This window comes from Streptomyces sp. 8K308 (assembly GCF_004348315.1).
Taxonomy (GTDB): Bacteria; Actinomycetota; Actinomycetes; order Streptomycetales; family Streptomycetaceae; genus Streptomyces.
The window spans coordinates 1-11,569 of sequence record NZ_SMKC01000232.1 but is presented as its reverse complement, the minus strand read 5'-3'; the positions used below and the strand labels follow the sequence as shown (position 1 = coordinate 11,569).

Sequence of the window (11,569 nt, the reverse complement as noted above, 5' to 3'; positions counted from 1 at the left end):
CGGCATCACCGACCGGGAGCGGGAGGTGCTGACGCTGGTCGGCGCCGGGCTCACCAACGCGGAGATCGCCGAACGGCTCTCCATCAGCGCCGCCACGGCCAAGACCTACGTCACCCGGCTCCTCGCCAAGCTCGACGCCCGCGACCGGGTCCAGCTGGTGATCATCGCCTACGAGACGGGCCTGGTCGGCGCGCGCCCTGGCACCTAGCCCCTGCCCGGCCCGGTGAGCTGCGCCGCGAGGGTCGCAGGATCGGTCGTGGGGAGGTCGCAGGTGAAGCCGCGGCAGACGTAGGCGGTGGGCCGGCCATCGTGGAGGGGGCGGTCGGCGAGGAGCGGCGCGCCGTCGGGCGCGTCCGGCGCGCCGAGCGCGACCACCGCACCGGGCGCCGGCGCGGTCAGCGCGGTGTGGTGGAGCGCGGCCGTGGCCGCGTCCCCCGGCGCGCCGACGACGGCGACCTGACGGGGGCCGTCGAGCGCCGCCTCGGCGACGGCGAGGCCCCAGCCGATGAACCGGGGCGCCCGCGGCGCGAGCACGGCGACGATGCCGAGCGCCAGGTCAGCGGCCCGGCGGTGCCGGTCGCTCCCGGTGTAGGCGGCGTAGGAGAGCAGCGCGCCGGCCGCCGCCGTCCAGCCGGCCGGGGCGGCGCCGTCGGTCGGATCCTGGGGGCGCCTGATCAGGGTCTCCGCGTCGTCCGCCGTGTCGTAGAGCGCGCCGTCGGGGCGCGCGAAGCGCGTCAGCACCGTCTCGAGCAGCGTGCCGGCGCGGTCGAGCCAGGCGCGCTGCCCGGTCACCCCGTAGAGGGTGAGGAAGCCCTCGGCCACGTCCCCGTAGTCCTCCAGGACGCCGGCGCTCGGCCCGGCCCGCCCGTCGAGCGAGGTGCGCGCCAGCCGGCCCGCGCCGTCCAGGTGCACCCGCGCCAGCAGCTCGGCGGCGTCCCGCGCGGCGGCCACCAGATCGGGCCGCTCGAAGCAGCCGCCCGCCTCGGCGAGCGCCGCGATGGCCAGGCCGTTCCAGGCGGCGATCACCTTTCCGTCCCGCTCCGGCCTGGCTCGCGCATCCCGCGCCGCGAGCAGCCTGGCCCGCTGCTCGGCCGGCGGCTCGCCGGCCCGCAGCAGCAGCGTGCCGGCCTCGCTCAGCTCGTATCCGGACGGCTCGCCGCCCAACGCCTCGGCCAGCTGCTCCGGCGTCCAGACGTAGTAGGCACCCTCCTCGTGCCGCCCGCCCGCCACCTCGCTGTCCGCGTCGAGCGCGGAGGCGAAGCCGCCCTCCGGGGTGCGCAGCTCGCGCACCAGGAACTCGGCGGTCTCCAGCGCGATCCGACGGGCGAACGGCGAGCGCGTGCCGCGCCACAGGTGCGTGTAGAGCCGCGCCAGCAGCGCGTTGTCGTACAACATCTTCTCGAAGTGCGGCAGCACCCACTCCGCGTCGACCGCGTAGCGCGCGAAGCCGCCGCCGAGCTGGTCGTAGATGCCGCCCCTGGCCATCGCCTCGCAGGTGCGCTCGACGATCCGCAGCGCCTCGGGCGCGCCGGTGCGCGCGTGGTGCCGCAGCAGGAACTCGAGGACCATCGGCGGCGGGAACTTGGGCGCGCCGCCGAAGCCGCCGCGCTCCTCGTCGAACTCCCGGTCGAGGCCGCTGACCGCCACCGCCAGGTCCTCGGCGGTGGGCGGCGCGGGCGCCTCGTACGGCAGCTCGCGACCGGCCAGGTCGGTCGCGATCCGCGTCGCCACCTGCGCGACCTCGCCCCTGCGCTCCCGCCAGGCCGTGTCGACGCCTTCCAGCAGCTGCCGGAAGGAGGGCAGGCCGCCGCGCGGCTCGGGCGGGAAGTAGGTGCCGAAGTAGAACGGCTCACCCTCGGCGGTCATGAACACGGTCATCGGCCAGCCGCCCTGTCCGGTGGCGGCCTGCACCGCGTCCATGTAGACGGAGTCGACGTCCGGACGCTCCTCCCGGTCCACCTTCACCGGGACGAAGCGCTCGTTCAGGAACTCGGCGACGGCCGCGTCCTCGAAGCTCTCCCGCGCCATGACGTGACACCAGTGGCAGCTCGCGTACCCGACGCTGAGCAGCACCGGGACGTCCCGCCGCCGCGCCTCGTCGAACGCCTCCGGCGTCCAGGGCCACCACGCGACGGGGTTGTCGGCGTGCTGGAGGAGGTAGGGCGAGGTCTCGGCGGCGAGTCGATTGGCCATGGTTCCATCCTGCACCGGGCGCCGGGGGCGCCGCAGGACGGGCGAGACGGGAGGGAGGCGGCGGCGGCGCGGTCGGAGGGCGCCCGCCGAGCTCAGGCGGCCTGGTAGGGCTTGGCCTCCAGGACCCGGACCATGGCCTTCTTGCCGTTGGGCAGCTCGTACTCGGCGTCCTCGCCGGCCTTCTTGCCCAGCACGCCGGCGCCGAGCGGCGACTGCGGCGAGTAGGTCTCGATGTCGGAGGTCGCGAACTCGCGCGAGGCGAGCAGGAACGTCATCGTGTCGGACTCGTCGCCGTCGAAGGCGATGGTGACGACCATGCCGGGCGACACGACGCCGTTGTCCGCCGGCGCGGCGCCTACCTGCGCGTTCTCCAGGAGCTGGGTGAGCTGCCTGACCCGGGCCTCCTGCTTGCCCTGCTCCTCCTTGGCGGCGTGGTAGCCGGCGTTCTCCTTGAGGTCGCCCTCTTCGCGTGCCTGCTCGATCTTCTTCGCGATCTCGATGCGGGCGGGACCCGACAGATGATCCAGCTCGGCCTTGAGCTGGTCATACGCCTCCTGGGTCAGCCAGGTGACAGTGTCGCTGGTCTGCGTCACAGGTGCTCCTCGGGATGTGCGATGGGGATAAAAACAAGGCCCGACCCGGACGGCTACGCTCCTGGGCGGGCGGAAACATCGATCGAACTGTCGACTTTAACAACGCTGGTCGATGTGCGGAAGGATTACCCTCCGCTGCCGCGCACGAAACCCAGGGTTGCCTACCGGGCGCCCTGGGCCTCCGAACAGCTCATCAGCTCGGCGGCGGTCGCACGCTGCGTAGTCCTCAGACTAACGGAGCGGTGCAGGCTCGACTCGTTCTCGTCGAAGGTGAAGTCCGCGCGGCCCACCACGCGGCCGTCCTCGGCCTGGGCGTGGACGGTGCACACCGCCACCAGGTCCGCCGGCTTGCGCAGGGCGAGGTTCACGTCGATCCGCTCGTCCGAGACGACCTCGAAGCCGGTGAGCTCGTAGCTGACCTTCTCGCCCGCGACGTACGAGTACCCGGCCCACGCGACGAAGGCCAGCAGCAGGGCGCCGAGCACCCCGCCGACGACCATCAGGCGGCGGTCGGTGCGGGCGTCGTCGGAGGAACGGCCGTAGCGGCCGGCGGGGAGCCCGGTGCGGGTGTCAGCCATCTTCGACCTCCGGGACTCGTGGCGCGACGTGGATGAGGTCATGGCGCGAAAATCGGGAACAACGACCCCTGGTCCATCAGTCACTATAGAAGCCCGGGAGAAGCCCCGGACGACCCACCCGAGTGACTGAGGACGAGCCTTGACAGAGCAGCTGCGACTCATGGCCGTGCACGCCCATCCGGACGACGAGTCCAGCAAGGGCGCGGCAACCATGGCGAAATACGTGGCCGAGGGCGTGGACGTGCTGGTCGTGACCTGCACCGGCGGCGAGCGCGGCTCGATCCTCAACCCGAAGTTGCAGGGCGACCCGTACATCGAGGCGAACATCCACGAGGTGCGCGCCAAGGAGATGGCCGAGGCGCGCGAGATCCTCGGGGTGCGCCAGGAGTGGCTCGGCTTCGTGGACTCCGGGCTGCCGGAGGGCGACCCGCTGCCGCCGCTGCCCGAGGGCTGCTTCGCCCTCCAGGAGATCGACGTGGCGGCCGAGCGCCTGGTCAGGCTCGTGCGGGAGTTCCGGCCGCACGTGATGACCACCTACGACGAGAACGGCGGCTACCCGCACCCTGACCACATCATGACCCACAAGATCTCCATGGTCGCGTTCGAGGCGGCCGGGGACCCGGAGCGCTTCCCGGCGGCCGGCGAGCCCTGGCAGCCGCTGAAGCTCTACTACAACCAGGGCTTCAACCGGCCGCGCACCGTCGCGCTGCACGAGGCGCTGCTCGCCCGCGGGCTCGAGTCGCCCTACGGCGAGTGGCTTGAGCGCTGGGACGAGTTCGACCGTCCCGAGCGGTCGCTGACCACCCGGGTGCCGTGCGCGGAGTACTTCCCGACGAGGGACAAGGCGCTCATCGCGCACGCCACCCAGATCGACCCGGACGGCGGCTGGTTCCGGGTGCCGATGGACATCCAGCAGGAGGTCTGGCCGACCGAGGACTACGAGCTGGCGAAGTCCCGGGTCGATACCGCGCTCCCCGAGTCGGACCTCTTCGCGGGCATCCGCCAGAATTGAGGCCATGGACGACATGAGTGATCGGCTTTCCCTCGCGGCCCAGAGGCTCAACGAGTACACGGTCACGCCCGGCGTGCTGGGCTTCATCGTGTTCGCGGTGCTCGGCGTCGCGGTCTGGGTCCTGCTGAAGTCCATGAGCAGGCACCTGGGCCGGATCTCCGTCAAGGACGAGACCAAGGACGAGATTGAGGGCACGGGCGAGGGCGCGGGCGAGCCGGAGAAGGCGGCGTCCGCCGCCTCCGGCTCCTCCTCGGCGTAGCCGCTCCGCCGGTCTCAGGCCCCGTCGAGGACCCCGAACACGTCGCGGGCGGCCCGCCTCGGCACCATGCCGAGCCGCCAGGCCGGCCAGCCGTCCTCTGGTCCGAGGCCGCGTGCGAGCATCAGCGCGAAGCTGTGCGCGGCGTCCGTCAGCCTCGGGTCGCGCCGCGGGTGCTCGGCGCGCAGCAGCTCGACCAGCTCCTCCTGCGCCACCGCCTCGCCGACCTCGGAGCCGCCGGGCGAGACGAGCGGCAGCAGGGTGCAGCGCAGGAACGCGGCCCAGTCGACGCCGCGCCGGTCGGCCCGGCCCTCGCCGTACCCTGACGTGAACAGCCGCAGCGCCTCGTCCGTCAGCTCGAGGGCCTGGCCGAGGCGCTCGTTCCCCGCCTCGATCACCGCCAGCTCGAGGCAGGTCCACGCCTCTCCGTAGACCACCCCGGCACGCTGGAAGTCGCGCCGCGCGTCGTTGAGCAGCTGGCGGGCGAAGCCGCTGTTGCGCAGCGATCCCGTGGCCTCGGCCCGCATGTCCCTGGTGACCCGCGCCGAGTGGTGGCGGGAGCAGGCCAGGCCGTAGACGTCCCGCATCCGGGAGAACGCGGTGCGGGCCTGCTCCAGGGTGCGCACGGCGCCGGCCAGGTCGCCGCTCTCCTCGAGTGCCTGGCCCAGGTTGTACAGGGTCCACGCCTCGCCGCGCGCGTCCTCGGTGTCGCGGTGCCTGGCGAGCGCGGCGCGCAGCTGCTCCTCGGCGGCCGTCGGATCGCCGTCGAAGACGCGGGCCAGGCCGAGCTCGGTCTGTGCCCAGGCGACGCCGCGCACGTCCCGTGAGCGCTCGTAGAGGTCGAGGGAGAGCCGGAGCTCGCGCTCGCCGCCGGCGATGTCGCCGCCGCACAGCAGCGTCTGGCCCAGCTGGAAGCGGGTCCAGGCCTCGCCGTGCACGCTGCCGCTGCGCTGGTGGAGGCGGAGTGCCTCGGCCAGCATGGCGCGGGCCGCGCCGATGCGGCCGCATTCGCGCTCCACGGCGGCGAGCGCGTGCAGTGTCCAGGCGCGGTCGCCGTCGAGGCCGGCGCCGGTCTGGAGGTCGAGGGCCTCGCGCAGCTTCTCGCCGGCCTGGCGCAGCTGGCCCTGGTGCTGGAGGGTGATGCCCAGGTCGCGCAGGGCGCGGGCGGTGCCGGCGTCGTGATGGGCCTGCTGGTAGAGGGTGACCACGTCGGTCAGGGTGGAGCGGGCCTTGTCGAGGTCGCCGAGCTGCCGGGCCGCGACGCCGGTGCGCCACTGGACGGAGCGGGTGAGCAGGCCCTGGTTGACGGCCTGGGTCAGCTCGTTGAGCTCGCCGAGGCGGTAGAGGTCGCCGCGCAGCAGGCAGTAGTCGCAGAGGGCGCCGAGCAGGTGCTGGACGGCGTCGCGGTCGACGCGCTCGTCGGCGTGGCGGAGGGTGGCGGTGATGAAGCTGGTCTCGTCGTCGAGCCAGCGCAGGGCCGCGTCGAGCGAGGTGAAGCCGTGGCCGCCGGCGGCGGCCGGCAGCGCGTCGGCGTGGGTGGCCGCGCGGGTCGACGTCTTGCCGTCGACGAGGCGGATCACGGTGTCGGCGAGGTCGGCGTAGCTGCGGATCAGCCGCTCCTGGGCGGCCGAGCGGTCCTCGTCGGTCTCCTCCTCGTGCAGCCGGGCGCGGGCGAAGCGGCGCACCAGGTCGTGCAGCCGGTAGCGGTTGCCGCGGACGTGGCGCAGCAGTCCCGCGGCGGTCAGCTCCTCGAGGCGGCGGGCGCCCTCCTGCTCGCGGACGTCGAGGAGCGCGGCGGCGGCGCGGGCGCCGAGGCTGGCGCGGCCGACGAGCGCGAGCCGGCGCAGCAGCCGGCGCGCGGTCTCGTCCTGGTCGGTGTAGCGCAGCCGCAGGGCGCGCTCGGCCGCGTCCCCCGGGTGCGCGGCGAGGTCGTCGGCGAGCCGGGCCGGGGAACGCCCGTCGAGCGCGGCGCCGACCATCCGCAGCAGCAGCGGGCGGCCCTCGCACTGCTCGACGACGCGGCGCCAGCCGACCTCGTCGTAGGGCTCGTCGTAGGGCTCGTGGTCGGCGGCGATGCTGCCGCCGTCGGCGACGGAGGCGCGCAGCAGCTCCTCGGCGGCGGCCTGGTCGAGCGGGCCGAGCTCCAGGTGGTGGACGGAGGCGGGGAAGTCGGGCTCGACGCGCAGCGGCTCGGTGGCGGTGACCAGCACCAGCGAGTCGGAGCGCTCGGGGATGAGGGTGCGCACCTGCTCGGGGTCCGTGGCGTCGTCCAGGATCAATACCACGGGCAGGTCGGCCAGGTGCTGCTGGTAGCGCTCCATCAGGCGGCGCGGGTGGGCGGCGTCCGCGCCGCTCGCGGCGCCGTCGCGGAAGAGGAGCTGCTCGCGCGGGGCGCCGAGCCGGTTCAGCAGGTGGAGCAGGGCGTCCCTGGTGGTGAGCGGGTCCTCGCTCTGGCCGCGCAGGTCGACCAGGCAGGCGCCGCGGAACAGCTCCCGGGTCTCCTGCGCCACCCAGCGGGCCAGCATGGTGCGGCCCGAGCCCGAGGGGCCGTGCAGCACGACGACGGTGGGCCGGGTGTCGGTGCGGGCCCGGTCACGGTTGACCCACTGGGTGATCTGCGTGAGCTGGCTGCGGCGGCCGATGAACGGGTGTCCCGGCTCCGGCAAGCGGTCGAAGGAGCGGGTGAGCACGGCTCTGGTGCGGGCGGCGCCGCCGCGGTCCCTGGGGCGCTGCTGGCTGACGCGGCGCGGCTCGCGCTGCTCGGTGCCCAGCGGCTCGCGGCGCGGGGCCACGGCGCGCTGCTGCTCCAGGTACGGGCGGAGGCCGCGCACCTCGACCGCGTTGCGCCAGGCGAGCCGCAGCTGCTCGACGCCGCCCGGCTGGTTGCGGCTGCCGGCGTGCCGCTCGGCCGACAGCAGGTGGGCGAGCACGGCCTGCGCGCAGAAGCCGGCCAGCGCGGCCGCGGCCACGATGGCGGCGTCGGCGAACGCGGTGGCGGCCGAGTCGTCGATGCTGCCGATCAGCAGCAGCGCGGCGACGGCGGCGCCGGCGGCCGCGGCCGCCGGACCCGCGACGGCACGGCGCCCGAACCGGTCGGCCAGCCGGCTCGGCGCGTGCTCGGTCTCCGCGCGGAGATACGCCGCGTACTCCTCCTGCGCGGGCCGCAGTATCTCGTCCAACGCGGCGCGGGCGCGCTGGAGCAACTGTGGTCCGTCGACCCGCCCCTCGGAACGGCGTACCTCCTCCGCCACCGCCCGCTCGATCAGGCCGTCGATCTCCGCCCGGTGCCGCTCGCTGAGCGGCGCCACGACGTGTGTAGCCATCGCTCCTCCCCCTCCCGGTCCACTCCTCAAGACATGAGGGACCGACTGCACGCCTGCCCAACTCGCACGCCATCTTGACGTCGAGATTTTGCGTGCCGGGCGAATCGTGACAGATCGGAGGCCGGGAGGGGAAGAGACCGCGGGGCCGGTCGGCTCAGCCGGCGGCCCGCTTGTACTTGCGGACCGCGAGGGTGCGGAAGAGGGCGATGATGACCACCGAGGAGATCAGCGTGGCCAGCACCGGGTGCTGCATCGGCCAGGCGTCGGGCGCCTGGTAGCCGGCCGGCAGGTTCCCGAAGAGGTCGCGGACCGCCAGCACGACGGCGCTGAACGGGTTCCACTCGGCGACCGGCTGGAGCCAGCCCGGCATGTTCTCCGAGGGCACGAAGGCGATCGAGATGAAGGTCAGCGGGAACAGCCAGACCAGGCCACCGGAGGTGGCGGCCTCGGGCGAGCGGACCGAGAGTCCTATCAGCGCGCCGATCCAGGTGAAGGCGTAGCCGAACAGCAGCAGCAGGCCGAAGGCCGCGAGCGCGCCGAGCACGCCGTCGTGGATCCGCCAGCCGACCAGGAAGGCGACGACGGCCAGCACGAGCAGCACCACGGCCGTCTGCACGACGTCCGCGAAGGTGCGCCCGGTGAGGACGGCGCCGCGGGCCATGGGCAGCGAGCGGAAGCGGTCGACGATGCCCTTCTGCATGTCCTCCGCGATGCCGGCGCTGGAGCCCGCGACGGCGAAGGTGACGGTCTGGGCGAAGATGCCGCCCATCAGGAACTCACGGTAGGCGGTGACGTCGGTGCCGGCGCCCGGGATGTTGATCGAGCCGCCGAAGACGTAGGCGAACAGCACCACGAACATGACCGGCTGGATGATGCCGAAGACGACCACCTCGGGGATCCGCAGCATCCGCAGCAGGTTCCGCTTGGCGACGACCAGGGAGTCCCGCAGGCTCTGGCCGAACGAGATCCGGTCCCCGGCGTGCGAGCCGGGCGCCGACACGGGCTTCTGGACGGTGGTGCTCATCGGTGGTCCCCCTGCTTCTTCGCCGCGCCCGCGCCCGCGCCAGCGCCGCCGGTCCGGCCGTCGGCGCCGCTCTCCGGCCCCTCGGCCGCGTGGCCGGTGAGCGATATGAACACGTCGTCCAGGGTGGGACGGCGCAGCCCGATGTCGTCGATCTCGATGCCCCGCCCGTCGAGGTCGCGGATGACCTCGGCGAGCAGCTTGGCCCCGCCGGAGGCCGGCACGCTCAGCTTGCGGGTGTGCTCGACCAGCGAGGGTTCGCCGTCCCCCAGGCGGCGCAGGACGTCCTCGGCCGCCGCTAAGTGCTCGCGGTCGTGGACGACGAGCTCGACCACGTCTCCGCCGGTCTGGTCCTTGAGCTGGTCCGAGGTGCCGCGGGCGATGACCCGGCCCTGGTCGACGACGGCGATGGTGTCGGCGAGGTGGTCGGCCTCCTCCAGGTACTGGGTGGTGAGCAGCAGCGTGGTGCCGCCGGCGACCAGCTCCTCGATGACCTCCCACAGCGCCTGCCGGTTGCGCGGGTCGAGGCCGGTGGTCGGCTCGTCCATGAACATCACGGGCGGGCTGACGACCAGGGCCGCCGCCAGGTCGAGGCGGCGGCGCATGCCGCCCGAGTACGTCTTGGTGGTGCGGTCGGCGGCGTCGGCCAGGTTGAACCGCTCGAGCAGCTCGTCCGCCCGGCGCTTGGCGTCCTTCGCGGACAGCTGGTAGAGCTGGCCGACCATCCGCAGGTTCTCCCGGCCGGTCAGGTACTCGTCCACCGCGGCGAACTGGCCGGAGAGGCCGATGGAGCGGCGCACCTCGTTGGGGTGGGCGAGGACGTCGATCCCGGCCACCTCGGCCCGGCCCGAGTCGGGCCTGATCAGGGTGGTGAGCACGCGCACGGTGGTGGTCTTGCCCGCGCCGTTCGGCCCGAGGAGGCCGAGGACGGTGCCCTCGGGCACGTCGATGTCGACGCCGTCCAGTGCCCTGACATCGCCGAAGGTCTTCACCAGACCCTCGGCGTATATGGCACCTGGCATGGTTCTTCTCCCGTTTCGGATCGGCAGGTTCAGGGTGGCCCGCAGAGCGCGGGGACGCCAGTCTAGGGCACTCGCGATACATCGCGATACCCACTTTCGTATCGAACACCTGTCGTGTCGCGATTCGCCGATCCATCGGCCCGGCCGGGGAGTTCGGCGGTTCAGCCCAGGACGCCGTACCCCGCGGCCCGCAGCGCCTCGGTGACCTCCTCGCAGTGCCGCGGCCCCCGCGTCTCCAGTTGCAGCTCCACCTCGGCCTCGCCCACCCCGAGCCGGGGATCCGTGCGGACGTGGTTGACCGCGATCACGTTGGCGTCGGTCACCGAGAGCTCCCCGAGCAGCGCCGCCAGCGCCCCGGGGCGGTCGGGCACCCGCAGCCGCAGCGACAGGTAGCGCCCGGCTGCCGCCATGCCGTGCCGCAACGTCCGCTGCAGCACCAGCGGGTCCACGTTACCGCCGGAGAGCACCGCCACCACGGGACCGCCGGCGAACGCCTCGGGCTCGGCGAGCAGCGCCGCCACCGGGCTGGCCCCGGCCGGCTCCACCACGAGCTTGGCCCGCTCCAGGCAGAGCAACAGCGCGCCGGAGAGCGAGTCCTCGGAGACGGTGCGGACCTCGTCCAACAGGTCGGCGATGATCCGGAACGGCACGTCCCCGGGGCGCCCCACCTTCATGCCGTCCGCCATGGTGGCCACCTCGGGCAGCGCCACCGGGTGCCCGGCGGCGAGCGAGGGCGGGTAGGCGGCGGATCCCGCCGCCTGCACCCCGACGATCCGCACGTCCGGCCGCAGCGACTTCACGGCGAGCGCCACCCCGGCCGCGAGCCCGCCGCCGCCCATCCCGAGCACGATGGTGCGCACCTCGGGGCACTGCTCCAGGATCTCGAGCCCCACCGTGCCCTGGCCCGCCACCACGTCCTCGTGGTCGAAGGGGTGGATCAGCACGGCGCCGGTGCGCTCCGCGTACTCCCTGGCCGCCGCCAGCGTCTCGTCCACCACCGTCCCGTGCTGCCGCACCTCGGCGCCGTACTCGCGGGTCGCGGCGATCTTCGGCAGCGGGGCGCCGACCGGCATGAACACGGTCGAGCGCACCCCGAGCAGCGAGGCGGCGAGCGCCACGCCCTGGGCGTGGTTGCCGGCGCTCGCGGCGACCACGCCGCGGGCGCGCTCCGACTCGCTCAGGCCGGCGATCCTGGTGTAGGCGCCGCGGATCTTGAACGAGCCGGTGCGCTGCAAATTCTCGCACTTGAGGTGGACGGGCGCGCCGACCAGCCGGCTCAGATACCGGCTGCCCTCCATCGCCGTGACCCGGGCGATCCCGGCCAACGTCTTCTGCGCGGCCAGCACGTCGTCCAGCCGGGGCCGGTGGTTCTCAGCCATGCCGCCAGTCTGGCAGGCGAGCGCCGCTCGGGCCCCGTGGGGACCCGTGGGGACCCGGCGCGCCGCGCCCGGGTGGATCGCGGATCCCGCGCCCCGGTGTCAGTGCGGCGGCGTACGCTGATGCGCAGTCAGCGAGCCACCCCCCGCGGCCGCCGCGCCCCGACGACAGACCCGGACATGACTCCTGAACCC

At 73.7% G+C, this 11,569-nt stretch carries 10 protein-coding genes; 3 read left to right on the top strand and 7 right to left on the bottom strand.

Annotation, left to right across the window (positions count from 1 at the left end):
- A partial coding sequence (locus E1265_RS25625; RefSeq protein ID WP_132933376.1) for a LuxR C-terminal-related transcriptional regulator occupies positions 1–208 on the top strand: 208 nt, incomplete at its 5' end.
- On the opposite strand, the gene E1265_RS25620 is transcribed toward E1265_RS25625, so the two are convergent.
- The 3 genes from E1265_RS25620 to E1265_RS25610 all read right to left on the bottom strand — a co-directional run bounded on the left by E1265_RS25620 (position 205) and on the right by E1265_RS25610 (position 3,364).
- Positions 205–2,193 (bottom strand): thioredoxin domain-containing protein, encoded by a 1,989-nt coding sequence (locus E1265_RS25620; RefSeq protein ID WP_132933375.1) that lies wholly within the window; start codon positions 2,191–2,193, stop codon positions 205–207. The two genes, E1265_RS25625 and E1265_RS25620, sit on opposite strands and share 4 nt — an antisense overlap.
- A 92-nt stretch (positions 2,194–2,285) precedes the next feature.
- Positions 2,286–2,786 (bottom strand): transcription elongation factor GreA, encoded by a 501-nt coding sequence (greA, locus tag E1265_RS25615; protein WP_132933374.1) that lies wholly within the window; start codon positions 2,784–2,786, stop codon positions 2,286–2,288.
- 161 nt (positions 2,787–2,947) lie between these two features.
- Entirely contained in the window at positions 2,948–3,364 is a 417-nt protein-coding gene (locus E1265_RS25610) for a DUF4307 domain-containing protein (RefSeq protein WP_132933373.1), read from the bottom strand.
- A 139-nt stretch (positions 3,365–3,503) separates the two neighbouring features.
- On the opposite strand from E1265_RS25610, the gene mca reads away from it, so the two are divergent.
- Positions 3,504–4,376, top strand: coding sequence for a mycothiol conjugate amidase Mca (gene mca, locus E1265_RS25605; RefSeq protein WP_132933372.1), 873 nt, complete (start codon positions 3,504–3,506; stop codon positions 4,374–4,376).
- Between the two features lie 4 nt (positions 4,377–4,380).
- Positions 4,381–4,635, top strand: coding sequence for a hypothetical protein (locus tag E1265_RS25600; protein WP_132933371.1), 255 nt, complete (start codon positions 4,381–4,383; stop codon positions 4,633–4,635).
- Positions 4,636–4,649: 14 nt separating this feature from the next.
- On the opposite strand, the gene E1265_RS25595 is transcribed toward E1265_RS25600, so the two are convergent.
- The 4 genes from E1265_RS25595 to ilvA all read right to left on the bottom strand — a co-directional run bounded on the left by E1265_RS25595 (position 4,650) and on the right by ilvA (position 11,377).
- On the bottom strand, positions 4,650–7,955 hold the full coding sequence (locus tag E1265_RS25595; RefSeq protein ID WP_132933370.1) for a tetratricopeptide repeat protein: 3,306 nt from the start codon (positions 7,953–7,955) through the stop codon (positions 4,650–4,652).
- A 154-nt stretch (positions 7,956–8,109) separates the two neighbouring features.
- Positions 8,110–8,979 (bottom strand): ABC transporter permease, encoded by an 870-nt coding sequence (locus tag E1265_RS25590; protein ID WP_132933369.1) that lies wholly within the window; start codon positions 8,977–8,979, stop codon positions 8,110–8,112.
- Positions 8,976–9,998, bottom strand: coding sequence for an ATP-binding cassette domain-containing protein (locus E1265_RS25585; protein WP_132933368.1), 1,023 nt, complete (start codon positions 9,996–9,998; stop codon positions 8,976–8,978). Before E1265_RS25585 ends, E1265_RS25590 begins: the two co-directional genes overlap by 4 nt.
- A gap of 161 nt (positions 9,999–10,159) precedes the next feature.
- Positions 10,160–11,377: a threonine ammonia-lyase gene (ilvA, locus tag E1265_RS25580; protein ID WP_132933367.1), complete on the bottom strand. Its 1,218-nt coding sequence runs from the start codon at positions 11,375–11,377 to the stop codon at positions 10,160–10,162.
- Positions 11,378–11,569 lie beyond the last annotated feature (192 nt).